Raw genomic sequence first — 21184 nt, 5'->3', positions numbered from 1 at the left:
ACGCCGTAACTCGTGGCAGAGTGGGGCCATGCGCCCGAAACACGTATCCCTCGGAATCGCCGGAAAGCTCGGCGCCGACGCGGCCGCGGCCCTCGCGCCGCGCCTCGAGCAGGCCGGCTTCCACGCGCTCTGGATCAACGAGACCCCCGGAATCAACGCCCTGGAGGTCGCGGCCGCAGCTGCCAGGGAGACCGAACGCCTGCGCGTCGCGACCGGCGTCGTCGCGGTCGACCGACGCCCCGCCAGCGAACTGCTCGACGACATCGCGCGGCTCGAGATCCCCGAGGATCGCCTGACGCTCGGCATCGGATCAGGGCAGACGCGGAAGGGCGCGCTCGCGATGATCGAGCGCACCCTCGACGATCTGCGCACCGGCACCGCCGCGCGACTCGCGCTCGGCGCCCTCGGGCCCAAGATGCGGGCGCTCGCCGCGGATCGCTCGGACGGTGTCGTGCTCAGCTGGCTGACGCCGCCGACCGCTGCTGACCAGGCGGCCGCGTTCCACGACCGCAACGCCGACGGCACCGCCACGCTCTACGTGCGTACGAACGTGCACGAGCAGGCGCGCGGCCGGCTCGAAGAGGAGGCGGATCGCTACGCCGGTTTCGGCGCCTACGCCGCCCACTTCGCGCGACTCGGCTTCGGCGCGCGCGACACGGTGCTGCCGGCCCCCGGAGAACGCGAGATCGCTCCGCGGCTCACGGCCTATCTCGACGCCGTCGACGAGGTCGTCCTGCGTGCGATCACGCCCGATGACCGGATCGACGAGTACCTGGAGTTCCTCCCGCTCGCTGACGCGACCGCCTGACGCGGCAGTGGGGCGGTGCCGTCGCCAACCCCGCCCCACCATCTGCCTAGCCGAGGTTCACCGCGATCTCGTTCGGAGCGGATGACAGGCTCTCGCCCTCGGCCAGGACCTCGCCCGTGGTGAGGTCCACCGAGACGACGCGCTGATTCGCGACGTCGGCAACGTACGCGATGTCGCCCGCCGTGATCATCGCGGCGTGCGGCTGCTGCCAGTCGCCCGGGCCCTCCCACTCGTCGACGACGGGGTACGCGTCGTCGAACTCACCGCTCTGCGGGTCCATGACGTGAATGGATCCGTCGGTGCCGAGCACGAAGAACCGGTCGCCGGGTCCGCGGCCCGCGCCGCGCCAGGTGTACTCGACGTCGCCGAGGTTCTGCACGTCGTAGGTCTCGTTCTCGGTGTCGATCAGCGCGACGTCGTTCAGCAGGTACCCCTCGGCGTCGGGATCGTTCTTGTAGTCGCCGACGGCGATGGGGCTCGTCTCCGAGACGTATGCGTTCCCCATGCGGCCGTACTCTTCGGGCGCATCGAACTTGTGGAACGCGCCGTCCCGATACATCAGCGCGCCGTCCTCGCAGCCGAAGACGACGGCTTCGTCCTTCGCGGTTCCCTCGCCGTGGATGCCCGGGCATTGGTCCGACACCGTGAGCTCGTGGTAATGATCGTCGTGGGGTTCGAGCGCGACCGCGCCGGATCGTGCCGCGTCGTCGCCGACGGTCGTGACGAGAGTGCCGTCCTCGAGCACGATGGAGACGCCGTGGTGCGGCGCATCTGCCTGGTGCTGGCGCACCTCCGGCATCGCGCCGTCGGAGTCGACGAGCGCGTGCGAGTCGAAGATCGTCGTCTCGCCCCAGCCGTCGGAGTACAGGATCGTCTGTCCCGCGTGCCGGACGACGTGGCCAGCGGCGTCCGCGTCGAACACCGTCTGGGTCAGTTCCGGTGTTGTTGTGTCGAGGACCTGGAATCCGGCGGATGTCGTGACGAGGACGTTCCGGCCGTCGCCGACCGCGTTGAGTCGCGTGAACTCCTCCGTCTCGAACGTGTCGATGACGGACAGCGTTTCCGCGTCGAGCACTGCTACCTCGCCCTCGAGCGAGACGGCGACGCGCGATCCCGCCTCGACGTCGTGACCGTGCGTGTCGGTGGCGGGCGTCTCGGCGGCTGGGCCCGACGCGCAGCCCGCGGCCAGGAGCGCGATCGCGGCGATGGATCCGCCGCCGAACAGTCGCTTTCGAGTGATGATTCTCATGGGTTCCTTTCCGGAGGAAACGGCGCTCACGGCGTGAGGCCGGTGGTGATGCGGTCGGTGTTCTCGCGCATCATGGCGAGGTAGCTGTCGGCGGCGTCGCCCGGCGCGGTGAGCGATTCTGTGAACAGCTCGATCACGTCGACCTCGATGCCCGCTTCGGAACTGAGCACCTGCATCAGCCGATCGGGTTGCGACGACTCGGCGAAAATCGCCGGCACGCCGTGCTTCTCGATCGCGTCGGTGAGCTCCGCGAGATCCGCCGCCGAGGGGGAGGCGAGAGTCGTCCCGCCGGGAATCGCGGCGCCGATGACCTCGAAGTCGAATCGTTTGGCGAGGTAGCCGAAGACGTGGTGGTTGGTCACGAGCGCCCGGCGGTCGTCGGGGATTTCCGCGAACGCCGCGGTCATCTCGGTTTCGAGCACTTTCAGCTCGGCGCGATAGTCGGCGGCGTTCTGCGTGACCGCAGCGGCGTCGATCGCGTCGATCTCCAACAGACGCTCCTCTAGCGCATCGATGACGTCGAGCATGCGCGCGGGATCCGTCCAGAAGTGCGGGTCGGGCCCCGACGCTTCGCCCGCGTACGAGAGCGCGTCAATGCGATTTCCGGCGACGAAGCGCGGCGCGCCCTGAGCGGCAGCCGCCTCGAGGTGCTGTTCCACGCCGGCCTCGAGGCCCAAGCCGTTCGAGATGACCAGGTCGGCATCCGCGAGGTGCGCGGCTGCTTGAGCCGAGATCTCGAAGGAGTGGGGATCTGCGTTCGGCTTCATCAGCGTCGTCACCCGAGCGACGTCGCCGGTGAGCTCGTTCACGACGTCGCCGAGGATGTTCGTTGTCACGACGATCTCCGCGCGCGGCCCGCCGTCGGTGTTCGCCGCGCATCCCGTGACGGCGACCGTCACGGCCAGCCAGACGGCGTGCGCCAGAAGACGCCGGCGCCGGGCGGCGGTGCCGACCGGGCGCCGTCGCTGCACGAGGCCGCTCATCGTCCCACCTCGACCGCGGCATCGGGGGACGTCGCCGTCGTCAAGACGCGAGCGATGCGCGCCGCGTCGGCGTAGTCGATTTCGTACACCACGCCCTCCGCCGGGGACGCGACGTACGCGCGCTCCGTGTCGACCGTGAGCGTCGAGTTCTCGTGCGCGATCGGATCCGTGGATCCGCGGTCGGATCCGTCGGGGCCGAACACGCGCACGACGCCGTCGGCATCGATTGCGACGACGTTCCCGTCGGCATCGTCAGCGGCGGCGACAGCAACGAGGTCGTGCGACACCTCGACTCGCTCCCATTCGCGCTCGCGCACGTCCAGCAGCCAGAAGGCGCGGTCGCCGGAGAGCGCGGCGACGGTCGGTCGGTTCTTCCGCCCCGCGAATTCCGTGGCGCGTGGCGCGTCGGACGGGGCGGGGGCGCGGTCGAACGTGACCGAACCGGAATCCGTCATGGCGATGAGCGCACCGTCGGCGCATCCGATCACGGTGCCCGCGCGCGTCGCGATCGCACCGGCAGGATCGACGCACGGCGCGGAGGAGCCGTCAACGAGTTCGCCTTCGTCGTCGTATACGACGGCGGTGTCGGATCCATCGTCGACCGCCACGACCGCGTAGTCTCCCGCCGGCGCGACGACGCCGCTGTTGGCCTCGGTCGGCAGGCGGAACCACTCCGAGATCTCGCCGCCGTCGAGCGATGCCATGTCGACGGCGACGGCGTCGCCCGAGCCGGAGAAGAACAGCCCGGTGGCACCGGAGGTTGACAGCGGCGGTGTCGTGACCGACACGGGTCCCTCCCCGGGAAGCGAGCCGGTCAGTCGCGGCTCGGCACGGTAATGGTGGAAGTGGTCGCCGTGGTCCCAGCTCCACACGCCGCTGTCGACGACGTCGACGCCCTGCTGCGTCGAGACGAAGCCGAACCGGCCGTCGCTGTCGATGGCGGTGGGTGCGCCGATCGCACCGAGCTCGCGGGTCTCCTCCGTCAGGAGGTCGAGCAGGCCGACCGTTCCGTCTGCCGCCACGGAGAGCAGCGTGCTCTGCGGCGTAGCCATCTCGATCGCCCCGGCGCGTTCCCCGTGCGGGGCGGGCGCCGACGTATCCGGGGACGGCGGGGCGCTCGTGGCGGCAGGCGCACAGCCTGCGAGCACGAGGACAGCGACGGGCGCGGCGGCGAGGCGGATCTTCATGCGTGGCTCTCCGTGAGGTCGAGGGGGCGTGCGTCGACGTGAGCGCCGCGCGCGAGGCGAAGTCGTCGGGTCGCGCGCGCCGCGACTGACGAAAGGGCGGCGAAGGCGATCGCGGATCCGGCGATCGTGGCGCCCGCGGCCGTCGCGGCAAACCACGAGACGGCGAGCCCGGTGGCCACCGCGACGACACCGAATGCCGTGGCGAGCGCCATCGTGGACCCGATGCTGCGCGTCCAGTGGCCGGCGGCCACGGCGGGCGCCAAAAGCATGCCGACAACGAGGAGCGTCCCGACTGCTTGGAAAGCCGAGACGACGGCGAGCGTCACGAGGCCGGTGAGCGCGACGTGCGCGAGGTGCGGCCGCAGTCCGAGCGTGCGCGCGACACGTGGATCAAAGGCGGCGGCGACGAAGGACCGGTGGAACGCGAGGGCGACCGCGGCGGTGACGGCGAGTGCGATGGCCATCACGACGATGTCCCCCGCGGTGATGGCGAGCACGTCGCCGAAGAGCATGGCCGTCGCGTCGGTCGCGAAGCTGCGCGAATGCGACACGATGATCACTCCGAGTGACAGCATGCCGACGAACAGCAGTCCGATGCTCGTGTCGTAGGAGAGGCGTTCGCGCCGCTGGAGGGCACCGATCGCCGCGCTCATGACGACGGCGCTTGCGGCGCCGCCGATGATCGCGGGTACGCCGAGAAGCGTCGCGATCGCGACGCCGGGAAGCATGCCGTGACCGAGCGCCTCGCCGAGGAAGGCCATTCCGCGGATGACGACCCACGTGCCCACGATCGCGCACGTGGCGGCGACAAGCGCGCCACCGGTGAGCGCGCGCAACATGAAGCCCGCGAAGAACGGCTCGAGAAGGATCACGATCGTCGACGCTACCTGATAATGAGAATGAATATCAATTAAGGTGGAGAAATGTCTCGCGAGATTCTCGTTCGGGCCTCCGGCCTCTGTTTTGCCTTCGACGGGCCGGACGTTCTCCACGACGTCGGCATCGAGTTATGTGCCGGGAGCCTGACGGCGATCGTCGGTGCGAACGGATCCGGGAAGTCGACGCTCATCGAGATCCTCGCCGGCCTGCGCCCGCCGCGCTCGGGCAGCGTCGAACGTTCGGAGTCCGTCGCCCTCGTCGTGCAGCGGAGCCGGATCCCGGAGAGGTTGCCGATCACCGTGCGCGAGACGGTCGCGATAGGGACGTGGGGTGCTCGCACCGCGCGGCGCGCATCGCGACGGGCGGTGGACGCCGCGCTCTGCAGCGTCGGGCTGTCGGCGTTCGCGCGCCGACCGATTCACGCGCTCTCGGGGGGTCAGCGCCAGCGTGCGCTCATCGCGCAGGCGATCGTTCGCGACGCCGGCATCATGCTCCTCGACGAGCCGACGGCGGGGCTCGATTCCGAGGGCCGACGGAGCGTGCGCGAGCTCCTCCGTAGGGAGACGGCGCGCGGTCGCGCGGTCGCGTGGGTCACGCACGACGAGGCCGACACCGCCGCGTCCGATCGGATCGTGCGCCTGGCGGCAGGGCGCAGGGTGGCCTGACCCCTCTCAGGTGGGGCGGAATAGGATGGGACAGCCCCCTTCCATCGTCACAAGGATCCGCATGCCCCGTTCCCTGCAGCCCAGCGCCAGCAGAACGCTGATGGTGCTGCGGGCGGTTGTCGCGGCCGTCGCGGCGGCGATCGTGACGTTCACGCAGGCGCGCACGGGCGACTTCTCACTCGCCGTCTTCCAGTCGTTCGCTCTCGCGACCGCCGTCATCCTCGTCATCGAGCTCGTGCTGCGCCGCGGCGATGTCGCGCGGTTGCTGCTGGCCGTCGCATACGTCGGGGGCGCCGCCCTCGCGTTCATGCTGCCGGGACCGGCCGCGGAGCGCTTCCATCTCGCGCTGCTGATCTGGGCGGCGTCGGCCGGCATCGTCGAGCTCGCTGGCGGACTCGTCGCGCGGCGGGCCGGATCCGTCGACGCACGCGACACGATCACGGTCGGCGTCCTCACCTGCGTGCTCGCGATCGCCTCGCTGCTCGTCTCGCCCGGGTATGCGCTCGACTACTTCGTCGCCGAGGCCAACAGCTGGTTCACGCTCACGGGCACGATCATCGGCGTCGGACTGTTCGGCGGCTGGGCCGCCGTCATCGCCGTCTACCTCGGCATCGGCGCGTTCTCGCCGGCAGCTCGCACCCCCGTCGCCACAAAGGAACCCGCATGACCGACAAGCCCACGCGCCGCGATCTCATGAAGCCTGTGCACCTCCTCGGCTGGTCATTCGTCGCAGCGCTGTTCGCCGGATTCGTCACCGCCTTGTCGACCGGCGCCTTCACCGGGGCCGGTGCGGAGGTCGTCGGCAACGCGTGGCGCCTCGCCGCGATCGTCGCGGGCATCACCTTCATCGTCGTCGTGCTCATGCTCGCGCTGCTGCTGCTCGTCGTGGATCCGCGCGAGGTCACCGACCCGAAGGACGGCCCCGTCCTGCTGCGCGATCGCGACGCCGCAGCCGGTGACGGCGAGAACGCGAGCGGTGACGCGCACGACACGGACGCCGGCGACGACGCCGCGGGCGCCGACTCCTCTCGCTGATCCAGAGCGCTCGGCCTCGTCGCGACGGGCGCGAGCTACGAATGCTCTCAGTGTTCGGAATGTCGCTATCGATAAGATGGGCGAGTTTGATAGACGGATCGCACGCGACTGCCTGGGGGAAGCGGCTCAATGAGTTTCATGGGCTGGGCGAACGAGCGCCGTGGCGCTCTCGCCGGCGCGGCCATTGTGGTCGCCGCGTCCGTCACGCTCGCGGGCTTCGCGGTCGCGTATGACGGCAACCCCTCGGCTGAGGTCGAGCTGGACGCTGGCAGCGTCTGGGTGACCAAGACGTCGAGCGAGGTCATGGGTCACCTCAACGCGTCGTCGGCCCTGCTCGACGGCCAGCTGCGTGGCATCACGAACGATCAGGTCGACGTCATGCAGCGCGGCGATGATGTCGTGATCTTCGATCACGGCGACGACAAGATCGCGCGTGTGAACGGCGCGAGCATGGTCCTCGACGGGCATGTCCAGGTGCCGGCCGGGTCCACCGTGCAACGGGGCGGTAACACCGTTGCGCTCCTCGCGGGTGACACGGGCGCGCTCCACGTGCTGCCCGTCGACGAGATCGGCGCCTTCGACGCCGAAGAGGCCGAACCCGTCGTGGAGGTCGGCACGACGGCCGTCGTGACCGTCGGAACCGACGGCACGGTGTACGCGTACGCGCCGGGCAGCGGCCTCCTCACGACGATCGAGACCGGATCCGACGGATCCGCGAGCGGCGAACCCGACCAGCGGCGGCTCGAGGGCATCTCCGAGAGCGACATCCAGATCTCGTCGGTGGGATCCACAGCGATCCTCCTCGACGAAGCCACGGGGACCGTGCACTCGACCGACGGGCTCGCGACCGAGATCGGCGAGGGCGACTCGGCTCGACTCGCGGCCGATGCCGACGCCAGCGACGCCGTTCACGTCGCGACGGCGAGCTCGCTCGTCTCGGTGCCGCTGGACGGATCCGAGCCGCAGCGCACGTCGAACGGGGGGTCGGCCAGCGCCCCGGCCGAGCCGATCGTCGTCGACGGCTGTGCGTACGCCGCGTGGCAGGGCACCCACCAGGTCCGCCGAGACTGCGCCGGAGCCGCAGACGATCTCGCCCAGACCGTGGAGGGCGCGTCGGACGACGGTCTCGTCTTCCGGACGAACGGCAGCGAGGTGGCCCTGAACGACGCGTCGGCTGGCACGTCGTGGCTCGCGTCCGACGCGATGCAGGTCATCAACAACTGGGATGACCTGACGCCGCCCGAGGGCGACGGCCAAGACTCCGACGAGGTCACCCACACCGACGAAGCCGAGATCCAGCCGCCTGAGCGCACGGCCGAGAACACACCCCCGGTCGCGGAAGACGACGAGTACGGCGCGCGCGCCGGCCGGTCCTCCGTGCTCCCCGTGCTCGACAACGACTCGGACGAGGACGGCGACGTCCTCACGATCACGATCGACGACCAGCCCGAATCCGGCCGCGTGCAGGTGGTGCAGGACGGCCAGGCGCTGCAGCTGACGATGCCGGAGGACTCCGAAGGCGCCTCGGCGTCGTTCGCGTACACGGTCGATGACGGGCGCGGCGGCACGGACAGCGCGCGCGTCGAGATCAGCGTTCGCGACGCCGACGAGAACGCGCCGCCCGAGCAGAAGGACCTGCGCCCGACGGTCGCCGTCGAAACCGGCGGTTCGGTCACCTACAACGTGCTGCCCGACTGGATCGACCCCGACGGCGACAACGTCTACCTCGCGAACGTCGTTCCGGCCGAGGGCGACGAAGTCGACTTCACGGCTGACGGTCGCGTCACCTACCGCTCGCTCTCGCCATACCAGGGGCCGCTCGAGGTCGACGTCACCGTCTCCGACGGCACGGCCTCGGCAACCGGCACGCTGAGCCTCGACGTGCGCCCCGTGGGCACGGTCCGCCCCGTGACCAACGCCGATCATGTCGCGTTCTACGCGGGCGAGATGGCGACGGTCGAGCCCCTGCTGAATGACGTCAACGCGGCGAGCGAAGACCTCATGCTCTCGCAGGTGTCGGAGACCGCCGGCGTCTCGCCGCAGATCGACGCGCAGGGGCGCACGTTCTCCATCACGGGGGAGACCCCCGGCACCTACTATCTCGACTACACCGCGTCGGCCGGCGCGCAATCGGCGGCCGGCCTCGTACGCGTCGACGTGCTCGAGCGCGAAGACGGCAACGCCGGCGATCCCGTCGCTGTGCGAGACATCGCCTACCTCCCGGGCGGCGGCGAAGTCCTCATCGACGTCCTGCAGAACGACCACGACCCGGCGGCCGGCGTGCTCGTCGTCCAGTCCGTCGAAGCGCCCGGCGGGTCCGGCGTCTCGGCTGCGGTCCTCGGGCAGTCGACGGTCCAGCTGACCGACACCGCCATGCTCGGCGAGCAGGTCATCGTGAACTACCGGATCCACAACGGCGATCGCGCCGCGAACGGCGAAATCGTCGTGGTGCCGGTTCCCGCGACGGACAAGGTGCGCCCCCCGATCGCGGTCGATGACACCGCGACGGTCCGCGCGGGGGACATCGTCACGGTCCCCGTCACCGCGAACGACTCGCACCCCAACGGCGATACGTTCTCGGTCTCGCCGGAGTTCGTCGAACGCCCGGACGGCGATGCGGGCGACCTGTTCGTGTCCCAGGACGAGGTGCGCTTTCGTGCGGCGCCCGACGCCGAGGGCCAGGTCTCCGCGGTCTACAGCATCGTCGACAGTAAGGGGCAGCGCGACGCCGCCTCATTGACGATCAACATCACGCCCTGGAACGAGGACAACAATTCCGCGCCCGTTCCCGAGGCGGTGACCGGTCGCGCGATCGCGGGTGCCCAGGCGCGCATCGAGATCCCGCTCGAACGTATCGACCCGGACGGCGACTCTGTCGATCTCGTCGGCATCTCGTCCGCGCCGCAGAAGGGCCGCGTCACCGAGACCGGGGCGGGTCATCTCACCTACGAGGCCGACCGTGGAGCGTCGGGTGTCGACGCGTTCGAGTACCGCGTCGTCGACACGTTCGGCGCCGAATCGATCGGCACCGTGCGGGTGGGAATCGCTCCGCCGCCGGAGGTCAACCAGGCGCCGCACGCGATGAGTGACGAGGTCGCGATGCGCACGGGACGGACAGTCTCGGTCCCCGTCCTCGCGAACGACGCCGACCCCGAGGGCGACCAGATCGGCCTCGTGCCCGACTCGGTCGAGGTCCTCGGCGGCGACCTGACGGCCGTGACGTCGAAGGACCGCGTGATCGTCACGGCGCCGAACGACGAGGGGTCCGGGCAGCTCCAGTACACGATCGAGGATGAGAAGGGCAACGCCGCCCAGGGCGTCGTTCAGGTCACGGTCGCAGACGACGTGCCGCTCGAGGCGCCCATAGCGCGCGACGACCGCGTCCTCATCGACGACGTGACGAGCGACTTCACGGCCGACATCGCGCTGTTCGAGAACGACGAGGATCCCGACGGAACCGTCGACAAGCTCGAATTGGACATCGCCGGCGTCGAGAAGCTCTCGGATGACGGCACCGGCACGGTCCGCGTCGCGATCGAGGACCGCCGCCGCGCGATTCCGTACACCGTCACAGACGTCGACGGCGGCGAGGCCTCGGCCTTCCTCATCGTGCCCGCGAAGGACGACCTGCGCCCCGTTCTCAGAGAGGGCGCGCAGATCGTCGTCCAGAGCGACACGATCGTCGAGATCCCGCTCGCCGACTACGTTCAGGTCGCCGAAGGCCGCGAGCCGCGCGTGGTGTCTGCCGACGGCGTCTCCGTCAAGCACGGCAACGGCGACTCGCTCGTGATGGACCCGCAGACGCTGCAGTACCGGTCGGTGTACCGCTACGAAGGCACCGACGACATCACCTTCGAAGTGACGGACGGCGCCGGCCCCGACGATCCGACCGGCCGCCGTTCCGTGCTGACGATCCCCATCACCGTCACCGAGCCGCGGAACGAGTCGCCGGAGTTCACGAACACGTCGACGACGATCGGCGCCGGCGACGGCCCCGTCACACTCGACCTCGCGCAGCGCGCGTTCGACATCGACGAGGACGACCTGTCGTTCTCGCTCGCGGACCCAGGCGCGGTGCCGAACGGCATGACGGCGACGCTCGAGGGCGCATCGCTCACGGTCGAAGCAGGCCCCGACTCGCGCGGCGATGACGCGACGATCGACGTCCTGGTCGACGACGGCGAGGCGGACCCCGTCGTCGGGCAGGTGCACGTCGCGGTGGCGGCGTCGAGCCGCCCGCTGCCCGCCGCTAACGACGACAAGCTCGGCGAAGTGCACCAGGGCGAACCGGTGGTCGTGCCCGTGCTCGAGAACGACACGAACCCGTTCGAGGACGAGGGTCCGCTGAGCATCGTCGACGCCGAGATCGAGTCGGGGGAGGCATCCATCCAGGTCGAGGAGGGCAGCGTGACGCTGACGCCCGACGAGGACTTCCACGGGTACGTGACGGCGCGCTACACGATCGGCGACATCACCGAGGATCCGGATCGATACGTGCAGGGACGCATCACCGCGACCGTTCTCGGTGTCTCCGACCAGCCCGGCACGCCGAACGCGACCCAGATCGGCAACCGCACGGCGACGCTCACCTGGACGGCTCCCTCGAACAACGGATCCGAGATCACCGAGTACCTCGTCGAGGACTACCTCGGCAGCGGCTACACGAAGACCTGTAAGGCGACGGTCTGCGAGCTCGGCGGCCTCGTGAACGACCGCGAATACCAGTTCCAGGTCACCGCCATCAACGACGTCGGCCCCTCGCCGGTGTCGGACCGCAGCCGGGTCGTGCGCCCCGACGTCAAGCCGACGGCACCGGCGGCGCCGTCCTTCACGCTCGAACCGGGTGATCGGAACCAGCGCCTCGGGATCGCGTGGAACACCCCGGAGAACGAGGGGTCCGCGATCACGGGGTACCTCGTGCGCGTCGACGACGGCACGCAGGTCACGCTGCACGAGTTCGACGGATCCACGGCGACGCGCCGCATCTTCGAGGGGCTCACGAACGGCACGCGCTACCGGTTCCAGGTCGCCGCGACGAACCGTGCGGATGTGCGCGCCGCGGGGGAGTGGGCGTGGAGTCCGTGGTCGGCGTTCGAGAAGCCGGCGACGGTGCCGGACGCGCCGCAGCCACCGGCGATCGAGCGCACCGACCAGCCCTACGGCGAGAACGAGTTCCGCCTGACGTGGAAGACGGGCAAGAGCAACGGCGGCGACGGGATCTCGCAGTGGACGATCCGCGTGCACCAGGGCAGCGACGTGGTTCGCCGCGTCGAGGTCCCGAATGACGGTCCGAAGCACACGATCGTGCTGCCGAACTCTGCCTCCGACTATCGATTCTCTGTCGCGGCGACCAACCGCGAGGGGCGCGGCGGCTTCAGCGAGAAGAGCTCGCCGATCCGCTCCTACTCGCCTCCCGGACCCGTGACCGGTGTCGCCGCGAAGCCACTCGACAATGCGATCGAGGCGCGATGGAAGCAGGCGGACCCGAACGGCGTGCGCCAGGACCAGGTGCGGTACCAGTACCGGGTCAACGGCGGCGATTGGCGAGGCCTCCCGAACGGTTTCTCGGTCGGCGATGGCAAGGCCAAGGCGACCCTCCCGGCCACGAACGGTGAGGATACGACTGTTTCGATCCGCGCCGTGACGTCGGTCGACGGCGAGGGCACGCGGACGGGCGAGCCCGGCACCGCGGAGACTGTGCGCCCGTACGGGCAGCCGTTCGAACCGCAGATCTTCCGCGCTCCAGGTACGACGCACGCGAAGAACGTCGCGGTCGACGTGACGACGTCGTACAACGGCCGCAACATTCGTCGCATCCTCCTCGAGGTAACCGACGCCAATGGCGACAAGGTCACGCGCGAATGGAAGAAGGGCGAGTCCGGCGAGCCATCGCCCGGGATGTCCGAGCGCTTCGACCGGCTTTTCCCGCCGGGCACGAACGCCCGCGTCAAGGCGACGGTCTGGGACACCGAGGGCCAGAGCAGCTCGACGTCGACAGAGATCGGCGTGCCGAGACCGTCGTTCAAGCTGACGCACGAGGACTCCGACCCGACATCGGACCGCGGCAGCACCTTCACCCTCGCATGGCAGAATCTCGCGCCGCCGAGCGACCACTACGGGGGATACACCTTCGTGTGCGAGCAGTGGAACGAGGAAGACGGCAAGTGGGAGCGCGCGCGATACCGGAACAGTTGGTTCGGCTATGCGAATCCGTCTGGGCGCGGCCAGACCACGGTCGAATGCTTCCCGAACCGCGTCGAGCCCGGTGAGTACCGCGTGCGCATCGACGACGACTTCCCGCAGGTTCCGAAGGGCATGCGCGCGTCCAACTCGGTGACCGTCGAGCGCGAGACGACAGACAACACGAACTGACCGCGGAGCAGGATCCGCCATGGAAAGCGAGAAACACACATGACCATGAACCCGCAGCAGGCCGGCTGGTTCCAGGGGACCTTCAACCGCCTGGTGGACAACGTCGACCGTGCGCTGATGGGCAAGCGTGACGTCGTGAGCCTCGTGCTGGCCGCCATGCTCGCGGAGGGACACGTGCTGCTGGAGGACGCCCCCGGCACCGGCAAGACCAGCCTCGCGAAGTCGATCGCTGCGACGATTCAAGGCACGTCGAACCGCATCCAGTTCACGCCCGACCTGCTGCCGAGCGACGTCACGGGCGTGACGATCTACGATCAGCAGAACCACTCGTTCGCGTTCCACAAGGGGCCGGTCTTCACGTCGATTCTGCTGGCGGACGAGATCAACCGCGCGTCGCCGAAGACGCAGTCGTCTCTGCTCGAGGTGATGGAAGAGGCGCGCGTCACCGTCGACGGCGTCACCCACGAGGTCGGGCGCCCGTTCCTGGTGATCGCGACGCAGAACCCCATCGAGACCGCGGGCACATACCGCCTGCCGGAGGCACAGCTCGACCGGTTCCTCGTCAAGGCGTCGATCGGTTACCCGACCGTCGAGGTGACCGAGCAGATCCTCGCCGGATCCGCCGAACGCAACCCGTCGAGCCGTCTGTCCTCGCTCATCACGACCGAGGCCATGGCCGACATGTCCGACCTCGGCGCGTCCGTGCACGTCGACGGCGCGGTGCTGCGGTACGTGGCCGAGCTCGCGGAGGCCACGCGGACCGATCAGGACACGCGTCTCGGCGTCTCCGTGCGCGGTGCCCTCGCGATGATCCGTCTCGCAAAGGTGTGGGCGGCGGCGCAGGGCCGCCACTACGTCATCCCGGACGACATCAAGGTGCTGGCGCAGCCGACGTGGGCGCACCGCCTCGTCATGGATCCGGAAGCGGAGTTCGCTGGCGTGGTGCAGAGCACCGTCGTCCAGCGCGTTCTGAGCGAGATCCCCGCGCCGCAGTCTCGGGCGCAGCAGAACACGGAGTGACCATGACGTCGGCCGTTCCGGAGCCCGCGCGCGACGCCCCCCAGTGGGCGCCGCCGTCGGCCGAGCCTGCCCCGGCGCCCGAGCGCGTCACGGGGCGCGAGGTGCTCGGCTACCTGCTCGCGCGCGCCTGGCGCGCCGTGCAGGCCGTGGCGACGGTCATTCGGCCGATCGGGTGGGCCGCCATCATCGGCGCGATCCTGCTGTGGACCCTCGGCCCGATGTTCGGCTGGCGTGAGCTGACGACCGGCGCGATCGCCTTGACCGTGGTGATCGTCGCCTGCGCGCTGTTCCTGATCGGGCGCACGGCGCACGACATCGAGCTCGTGCTGGCGCGCGACGGTGTCATCGTCGGCGACGTCGCCCGCGGCGAGGTCGCAATTGCCAACACCACCGCCGCGGCACTCGCTCCGGCCCGCATCGTCCTGCCCGTCGGGCGCGACCGCGGCGTGTTCTCCGTGCGGCGCCTCGCGTCCGGCGAGAGCGTCGCCGAGACGTTCGAGATGCCGACGCGGCGACGCGGCGTGCTGCTGGTGGGCCCCGTGAGCGTGCTCCGCGGGGATCCCCTCGGCCTGTTCGAGCGGGTCGAACGCCGCGCCGACCCCGTCGAACTGTTCGTCCACCCGCGCACCGTCTCGTTCGGCGGCGAATCGCTCGGCTTCGTGCGCGATCTCGAGGGCCTGCCCACGCGCGACCTCGCGCGCGACGACATCGCCTTCCACGCGCTCTCCGAGTATCAGCCCGGCGACGACCTCCGGCACGTGCACTGGCGCTCGACCGCTCGTACCGGGACCATGATGGTGCGCACCTACGAAGAGACCCGGCGGTCGCACTTCGTGCTCGGCCTCTCCCGATCGCGCGACGAGTACCGCTCCGACGCCGAGTTCGAACTCGCGGTCTCGATCGCGGCGTCGGTGGCGCGCCGCGGCGTCCGCGACTCGTTCGACGTCGAACTGCGCACCCAGCTTGCGGTGCTGCGCGGCGACGACGAGCGGCGCATGCTCGACTCGTTCTCGCGAATCGAGCACGCGCGGATCCGCGACGGTATCGACGAACTCGGTGCGGTCATCGGATCCGAGGCGCCCTCGGCGAGCTTCGTGACGCTTGTCACGGGGCGCGGCGCGTCGACGAGCGACGTGCGCGCCGCCGTCTCGCGGATCCCGTCGGGTGCGCGAGCGCTCGTCTGCGTCGCCGACGAGGACGCGGATCCGACGATTCGTCGCATTGGCGACGCCGACGTCGTGTCCATCGGCCGCCTCGACCAGCTGCCGCGCGTGATGCGGAGGGTGATCGGATGAGCGAGGCCCGTTCCGCGCCGTCCGCGCGCCGCTGGGTACTGGACCTCGCGGCGCTCGCCGCGATGCTGTCCGTCACGGTTCTGGTGTTCTGGCCGCTGTTCGACGGCCCGCGCCTGTTCGTCGGCGCCTACGGCGGTCTCGTGCTCGGTCTCGCGATCGCCGCGGCGGGAGCGATCTGGCGGTGGGGGATGCTCACGCTCGCGGGCGCAACCGTCGCCGGCTACCTCGTCGCCGGCGGCGCATTCGGCCTGCCATCCACCACGATCGGCGGCGTCGTGCCGACGCTGACGACCCTGCGTGAGCTCGCGGTCGGCTCGGTGACAATGTGGAAGTCGTTCCTGACGACGGTGATCCCGGTCTCTCCCGCCGACGGACATCTGCTCGTGCCGTTAACGACGCTCCTGGTGACCTCGGTCGTCGCGGGCAGCCTCGCGCTGCGGGTGATGCCGCCCGCCTGGACGCTGCTGCCGGTGACGGGATCCGTTGCGCTGGCGATTCTCCTCAGCACTCCGGATCCCCCGGTCTGGTTGCCGTACGTGCTCGGCGCCGCGTTCGTCGTGGTCGCGATCGTGTGGTTGGCGGTACGTGAGGCATGGTCGCCGCGGCGGGCCTCGGTGTCGGTCGCGGGAACCGCGGGAACCGGTACGTCGGGACGAACCGCGACGCGCGTGGTGGCGGGGGCGGCGATCGTCGCGGTCGCGGCCGGTGCGGGGATCGCCTCGCAGCTCCTCGCGCCGCCCCATGAGGTGCGCGACGTCGCACGCGACACGATCGTCCCTCCGTTCCAGCTGCACGACTATGCCAGTCCGCTGCAGTCCTGGCGCTCGATCGTCCGCGATCACCCGACGTCCGACGAGCCGCTGTTCTCGGCGGCCGGACTCCCCGAGGGGGCGCGCATGCGGCTCGCGGTCCTCGACGGATACGACGGACTCGTCTCGCGCGTTTCGCAGGACGGCGATGCACAGTCGGGCAGGTTCGAACCGCTGCGCAGCGAGATGGCTCGCGGGGCCGAAGGGGAGCGGGTCGAGGTCGACGTCCGGATCGAACAGTACGAGGGCCCCTGGCTGCCGGACCTCGGCATCGTCGACACGGTGACCTACACGGGCTCGGACGAGCGCGCCGAACTGCTCCGCCGAGGAACGTTCTTCAACGAGCAGACGGGCACGGGCCTCGTGGCCGGCGGACTGCGGTCTGGAGACGAGTTCACCGTGACTGCGGTCGTCCCCGAACGACCGACGGCCGATGAGATCGGCGACGCGGCATTCGCGAAGGTGCCTCTGCCCGCGGCGGAGGGCGTGCCCGACGAGGCTGCGACGACGGCCGCGGACATCATCGACGAGGCGGACAATCAGGTCGACGGAGCCCTGTCGCCGTATGCGCGAGCGGCCGCGCTCGAGGAATGGCTGCAGAACAGTGCGTTCAGCCACGGGCTGTCGAAGGAGGACACCGGTCGCGCGGAAGATGATCCGATGTCGCGCGCCGGCCACGGCGCGCAGCGCATCACGCAGCTGCTCACCTCCGACCAACGCGTCGGCGACGACGAGCAGTACGCGGTCGCCATGGTGACGATGGCGCGGGCGCTGGGGATGCCGGCCCGCGTCGTGATGGGCTTCCATGCGGACCAGAACGATCCGCACGTGGATCCGTTCATCGCGTCCGGAGCAACCGTGCACGCCTGGGTCGAGGTCGCGTTCGACGGGTTCGGCTGGGTCACGTTCGACCCGACGCCCTCCGAGGACAATGTGCCCGAGGAGATCACCGAGAGCCCGCGTCAGGAACCGCGCCCACAGGTGCTGCAGCCCCCGCCGCCCCCGCAGCAGCCCGCCGATGAGCCACCGCTCGTGCCGAACGAGCGGGGCGAGAACGAACCGGACGACGAGCTGATCTCGCCCGTGATGTGGCGCGTGATCGCCGCGACCGGCATCGGCCTGCTCATCATCGCGCTCCTGCTGTCGCCGTTCGTGATCATCGGCGGCATCAAGCTCGCGCGCCGCCGCCGACGCCTGAGTGCGGCGGACCCGAGCGCGCGGATCGCCGGCGGCTGGCACGAGCTCATCGACCGCGCGACCGACTACGGTGCGTACCGCGGGACGCCGCTGCCCGACGGAGCGACGCGGCACGAGGAGGCTGTCACGATCGCGACCACGCTCGAACAGCCGCGCGTCGCCCAGCTCGCCTCCGAGGCGGACGCGCGCGTGTTCGCGCCCCGCGATCCCACGGACGACGACGTCGCGGCATACTGGCAGAGCGTCGACGACGTCGTCGACGACATGCGCCGGAAGGCGACGCGCCGGGCGCGCCTGCGGGCCCGGCTCGCCGTCCGCGCGATCGGCAGGAACGCACCGTTCCGTCGCGGAATGCGGCGCCTGCGTGAGAAGGTCGCAGAAGCACGAACGAGAGCGCAGGAGGCGTCAACGAGATGAGCATGTCGACGGGACAGGAAGGCTACGCGAGCCAGGCGTACCGGCCGCCCGGCGGCGCGCCGGAACCGCGTCAGAAGCGGGAGGCTCCGCGTGCGGAGACGCGGGCCGTCGCCTCGCTCGGTCGGCGCGCGCTCGTCTGTCTCGTGGACCTGGCCGTCATCGGCGCCATCGGTGGCACGCTCGGCGCGCTCGCCGCCGCGGCGATCGGAATCGACGCGCTCCTGACCGGAGCCAGCGCCCTCAGCTGGCTCGCGGCGATCCCCGGCATCGGACTCGTCCTCATGCTCGCCTACATCGTGATGCAGGCGACGGGCGGTTCGCTCGCGCAACGCTGGTTCGACGTGCGGATCGTGCGCGCCGAGACGGGGGAGCGAGTCGGTTTCGGCCGCGCGCTCGGACGGCACGTGCTCTGGGCGCTCGCGGGAGTGATCGTCGTCGGATACTTCTCGCCGCTGTTCGACGGATCCGGTCGTCGCCAGGGCTGGCACGACAAGGCGACGGGAACGCTCGTCGTCGACGTCTCGGAATCGCGTGCCGCCGTCCGGCAGGTGGCCTTCGCCCCGCTCGCGCCAGAGCGCGATGCGTCTGCGGCGTCGGCTGCGGCACCTGACGCTCCGCCGCAGATGCCCGCCGCCTCGGCGTCCGCGTGGGCTCCTGTCGTTCCCGGCCACCCGGCCGCGCCTGCTCATCCCGCCGCGCCCGTTGCTGCTCCAGCCCCCGCGGCGCCGCAGGCTCCCGTCGCATCGCGGACCCCTGTCGCACCGCAGGCTCCCGCCGCGGTGCCCGCTCCGGCCGTTCCGACGGCTCACCCCGCTCCGCCGGCTGCTCCCGCCGTGCCCCCGATGCCGCCTGCGCTGGCACCCGTCGCGGGCGCGGCGGACTCGGTCCCGGCCGACACTCCCGCGCCGCCGGCGGCCGCCGTGCCGAGCTCCCATGACTCCTTCGCGCCGCCGAGCCCCGACGAGAGCGTCGTGTCGGATGACACGATCGCGCTCCCGCCTCGCGACCGTCGGGCGGCGCCGTCCCCGACACCGACGCCGAACGCCGTGCCGCGCGATCCGTTCGCGCCGCCCGAAGCGCCGGCGGCCGTCGCGCAACCCGACGCCGACCCTGCGCCGGTGCCCTCACCGGCGCGCGACACCGTCTCTCCGCCGCCCACGGATCCCGCACCGCCGCGCGCGGACCCCGCACCGCCCGCGGACCCCATCGATCCGATGACGGTTCCCGTACCGCCCGATGAGGACATCGTCGACGACACGATCGTCCTCAACCGCCGTCCCGCCGCGCCCGCCGTGCCACCCGCACCCCCCGCGCCCGCGGAAGCGTTGCTCTCCGGTGACGGGTTCGCGCTCACGGCCGACGCAGCCGGATTGTCGATCCTGCGCAGCACGGACGCGAGCGATATCTCCGTCACCCGTGGAGGCGCCGCGCTCGACCTCGCGCTCGGCACATCCGTCCGGCTGGCGGCCGGTGACGTCCTGACGATCGGAGATCGGTCGATCACCGTCGGGGGCCCGTGACCATGAAGCGCGCGCCGTCGACGCCGCCGGAGATCCCGGGCTTCACCTATCTGCAGCTGCTCGGCTCGGGCGGGTTCGCCGACGTATTCCTGTACGAGCAGAAGATGCCGCGCCGACGTGTCGCCATCAAGGTGCTGCTGCCCGATCGCATCTCGACGTCCGCGGCGCAGTTCACGACCGAGGCGAACGTCATGGCGATGCTCGGCGCGCACCCCGCGATCGTCGCGATCTACGAGGCGGGCGTCGCCGATGACGGCCGACCCTACCTCGTGATGGAGTACTGCCCGCGTCCGAACCTTCAGGTGCGATACCGCCGCGCGCCCTTCTCCGTCGATGAAGCGCTCGCCACCGGGATCCCGATCGCCGCCGCGGTCGAGACGGCGCACCGCGCGAACGTGCTCCATCGCGACATCAAACCCGCAAATATTCTCGTGTCGGAATACAACCGGCCTGCGCTGACCGACTTCGGCATCGCGTCGTCGGACGTGCATCCCGACGAAACGCAGGGCGTCTCGGTTCCGTGGTCGCCCCCCGAATCGTTCGCGGATCCGCCGCGCGGCGATGCGCGCAGCGACGTGTACCAGCTCGGCGCGACGGTGTATACGCTTCTCGCGGGCCGCTCGCCCTTCGAAGCTCCCGGTGGGGAGAACGGCACCGAGGCGCTGATCGAGCGGATCGAGCGCGCACCGCTTCCCGCGCTCGAGCGCACCGACGTGCCAACCTCGCTCGCGCGCGTGCTCGAGCAGGCGATGGCGAAGGATCCCGCGGAGCGCCACCCATCGGCGCTCGCGTTCGCGGTCGCCCTGCAGGAGGTGCAACAGGAGCTTGGTCACCCGGTCGCGGCGATCGACATCTTCGATGATGGCGCCGACGGCCCGCACGACGTCGTCGACGACACCCCTGACGGGACGACACGGATCCGCCCGTTCACCGAGGTCGCCTCGCGACCCGTCGAGCCTGTCCGCCCTCCGGCTCCGGCGGATCCGTTCATCGCGCCGGTCACCACCGGCGACACCGCCGGATTCGCCCCGGAGTCGTCCCACGCGCCAGCCGCGACGCCGCCGGCCGCGGGACCTCCCGAACCACCGACGTCGTTCGCCGTGCCCGTCGTCGACGATGCGGTCGAGGACGACACTCTCGTGCGTCCGGCACCGGTCGCGGGGGCGGGGGATGTGCCCGTCGCTCGCCGTGACGACCGTGGACCGGAAGTGCCGGAGTATGAGTTCAACGCCCCCGTGGAATTCGCGCGCGGCAGCGTCCCCGTCGCCGACGCGGCACCCTTCCGCGGTGCGGCTGCGACCGTCCCGGCCGTCCCGACACCGGCGTCCGCGCCGACCGTGGTGCCGCGCTCGTCACGGATGCGGCCGCTGCTCGTCTGGGGACTCGTGGTGCTCATCGTCGTCGCCGTCGCGCTCGTCGTGATCGCCGTGATGCAGGCGCTCGCAGTTGAGGAGGTTCCCACCGATGGGCCGGCGCGAGACGTGGATTCGGTCACCGAACTGAGCGGCGTCGCGATTGGCGAGGAGATCCGGTTCACGTGGTCGAACCCCGACGAGGAGCGCGGCGACGCCTACCTCTGGGGCATCTACGACGAGGAGCGCGTCACGGCGCTCGACAGTCGCGCCGAATCCCCCACGGTCACGATCGAACGACAGTCGGGGGAGCAGACGTGCATCGAGGTGCTCATCGAGCGCGCAGACGGGTCGCGTTCGTCGACAGAGGTCGCCTGCGTCGACAACGCCGGATAA

Annotated in this window: 14 protein-coding genes; 10 read left to right on the top strand and 4 right to left on the bottom strand. The window is 70.5% G+C overall.

Going from position 1 to position 21184, the window contains the following annotated elements:
- The first annotated feature begins 28 nt into the window (after positions 1 to 28).
- Positions 29 to 808 (top strand): LLM class flavin-dependent oxidoreductase, encoded by a 780-nt coding sequence (locus tag IEW87_RS01230; protein ID WP_188710504.1) that lies wholly within the window; start codon positions 29 to 31, stop codon positions 806 to 808.
- A gap of 46 nt (positions 809 to 854) precedes the next feature.
- On the opposite strand, the gene aztD is transcribed toward IEW87_RS01230, so the two are convergent.
- Genes aztD through aztB form a run of 4 tightly spaced genes read right to left on the bottom strand, consistent with a single transcriptional unit; the run spans position 855 to position 5102 of the window.
- Positions 855 to 2057: a zinc metallochaperone AztD gene (gene aztD, locus IEW87_RS01225; protein WP_188710503.1), complete on the bottom strand. Its 1203-nt coding sequence runs from the start codon at positions 2055 to 2057 to the stop codon at positions 855 to 857.
- A gap of 26 nt (positions 2058 to 2083) precedes the next feature.
- Positions 2084 to 3040, bottom strand: a complete 957-nt coding sequence (gene aztC, locus IEW87_RS01220; protein ID WP_188710502.1) for a zinc ABC transporter substrate-binding protein AztC — start codon at positions 3038 to 3040, stop codon at positions 2084 to 2086.
- Entirely contained in the window at positions 3037 to 4227 is a 1191-nt protein-coding gene (locus IEW87_RS01215) for an ABC transporter (RefSeq protein WP_188710501.1), read from the bottom strand. Before IEW87_RS01215 ends, aztC begins: the two co-directional genes overlap by 4 nt.
- Positions 4224 to 5102 (bottom strand): zinc ABC transporter permease AztB, encoded by an 879-nt coding sequence (gene aztB / locus IEW87_RS01210; protein ID WP_188712601.1) that lies wholly within the window; start codon positions 5100 to 5102, stop codon positions 4224 to 4226. Before aztB ends, IEW87_RS01215 begins: the two co-directional genes overlap by 4 nt.
- Positions 5103 to 5150: 48 nt before the next feature.
- Between aztB and aztA the strand changes: the two genes are divergently transcribed.
- From aztA to IEW87_RS01165, 9 genes are all read left to right on the top strand, one after another.
- Complete coding sequence (gene aztA, locus IEW87_RS01205; protein WP_188710500.1) at positions 5151 to 5771, top strand: zinc ABC transporter ATP-binding protein AztA; 621 nt, start codon at positions 5151 to 5153, stop codon at positions 5769 to 5771.
- A gap of 61 nt (positions 5772 to 5832) precedes the next feature.
- Entirely contained in the window at positions 5833 to 6438 is a 606-nt protein-coding gene (locus tag IEW87_RS01200) for an acyl-CoA synthetase (RefSeq protein WP_188710499.1), read from the top strand.
- Positions 6435 to 6806: an amino acid transporter gene (locus IEW87_RS01195; RefSeq protein WP_188710498.1), complete on the top strand. Its 372-nt coding sequence runs from the start codon at positions 6435 to 6437 to the stop codon at positions 6804 to 6806. Before IEW87_RS01200 ends, IEW87_RS01195 begins: the two co-directional genes overlap by 4 nt.
- Before the next feature lie 138 nt (positions 6807 to 6944).
- On the top strand, positions 6945 to 13178 hold the full coding sequence (locus tag IEW87_RS01190; RefSeq protein WP_188710497.1) for an Ig-like domain-containing protein: 6234 nt from the start codon (positions 6945 to 6947) through the stop codon (positions 13176 to 13178).
- A gap of 39 nt (positions 13179 to 13217) precedes the next feature.
- Positions 13218 to 14198, top strand: coding sequence for an AAA family ATPase (locus tag IEW87_RS01185; RefSeq protein ID WP_188710496.1), 981 nt, complete (start codon positions 13218 to 13220; stop codon positions 14196 to 14198).
- 2 nt (positions 14199 to 14200) lie between these two features.
- On the top strand, positions 14201 to 15493 hold the full coding sequence (locus tag IEW87_RS01180) for a DUF58 domain-containing protein (RefSeq protein ID WP_188710495.1): 1293 nt from the start codon (positions 14201 to 14203) through the stop codon (positions 15491 to 15493).
- Complete coding sequence (locus IEW87_RS01175; RefSeq protein ID WP_188710494.1) at positions 15490 to 17916, top strand: transglutaminase TgpA family protein; 2427 nt, start codon at positions 15490 to 15492, stop codon at positions 17914 to 17916. Before IEW87_RS01180 ends, IEW87_RS01175 begins: the two co-directional genes overlap by 4 nt.
- A 2-nt stretch (positions 17917 to 17918) precedes the next feature.
- Positions 17919 to 19436: an RDD family protein gene (locus tag IEW87_RS01170; RefSeq protein ID WP_188710493.1), complete on the top strand. Its 1518-nt coding sequence runs from the start codon at positions 17919 to 17921 to the stop codon at positions 19434 to 19436.
- Between the two features lie 2 nt (positions 19437 to 19438).
- A complete protein-coding gene (locus IEW87_RS01165) occupies positions 19439 to 21184 on the top strand; it encodes a serine/threonine-protein kinase (RefSeq protein ID WP_229731160.1) in 1746 nt (581 codons plus the stop codon).

Origin of the sequence: Microbacterium faecale (assembly GCF_014640975.1) — a bacterium.
In the GTDB taxonomy this organism is placed as follows: domain Bacteria; phylum Actinomycetota; class Actinomycetes; order Actinomycetales; family Microbacteriaceae; genus Microbacterium; species Microbacterium faecale.
The sequence above is the reverse complement of the archived record's forward strand: the minus strand, read 5'-3'. Positions and strand labels throughout refer to the sequence as shown.

What these genes read in the sequence shown, in the direction of transcription:
- IEW87_RS01230 (WP_188710504.1), top strand. Translation starts at nt 29, where the DNA reads ATGCGCCCGAAACACGTATCCCTCGGAATCGCCGGAAAGCTCGGCGCC.
- aztD (WP_188710503.1), bottom strand. Translation starts at nt 2,057, where the DNA reads ATGAGAATCATCACTCGAAAGCGACTGTTCGGCGGCGGATCCATCGCC.
- aztC (WP_188710502.1), bottom strand. Translation starts at nt 3,040, where the DNA reads ATGAGCGGCCTCGTGCAGCGACGGCGCCCGGTCGGCACCGCCGCCCGG.
- IEW87_RS01215 (WP_188710501.1), bottom strand. Translation starts at nt 4,227, where the DNA reads ATGAAGATCCGCCTCGCCGCCGCGCCCGTCGCTGTCCTCGTGCTCGCA.
- aztA (WP_188710500.1), top strand. Translation starts at nt 5,151, where the DNA reads ATGTCTCGCGAGATTCTCGTTCGGGCCTCCGGCCTCTGTTTTGCCTTC.
- IEW87_RS01200 (WP_188710499.1), top strand. Translation starts at nt 5,833, where the DNA reads ATGCCCCGTTCCCTGCAGCCCAGCGCCAGCAGAACGCTGATGGTGCTG.
- IEW87_RS01195 (WP_188710498.1), top strand. Translation starts at nt 6,435, where the DNA reads ATGACCGACAAGCCCACGCGCCGCGATCTCATGAAGCCTGTGCACCTC.
- IEW87_RS01190 (WP_188710497.1), top strand. Translation starts at nt 6,945, where the DNA reads ATGGGCTGGGCGAACGAGCGCCGTGGCGCTCTCGCCGGCGCGGCCATT.
- IEW87_RS01185 (WP_188710496.1), top strand. Translation starts at nt 13,218, where the DNA reads ATGACCATGAACCCGCAGCAGGCCGGCTGGTTCCAGGGGACCTTCAAC.
- IEW87_RS01180 (WP_188710495.1), top strand. Translation starts at nt 14,201, where the DNA reads ATGACGTCGGCCGTTCCGGAGCCCGCGCGCGACGCCCCCCAGTGGGCG.
- IEW87_RS01175 (WP_188710494.1), top strand. Translation starts at nt 15,490, where the DNA reads ATGAGCGAGGCCCGTTCCGCGCCGTCCGCGCGCCGCTGGGTACTGGAC.
- IEW87_RS01170 (WP_188710493.1), top strand. Translation starts at nt 17,919, where the DNA reads ATGTCGACGGGACAGGAAGGCTACGCGAGCCAGGCGTACCGGCCGCCC.
- IEW87_RS01165 (WP_229731160.1), top strand. Translation starts at nt 19,439, where the DNA reads ATGAAGCGCGCGCCGTCGACGCCGCCGGAGATCCCGGGCTTCACCTAT.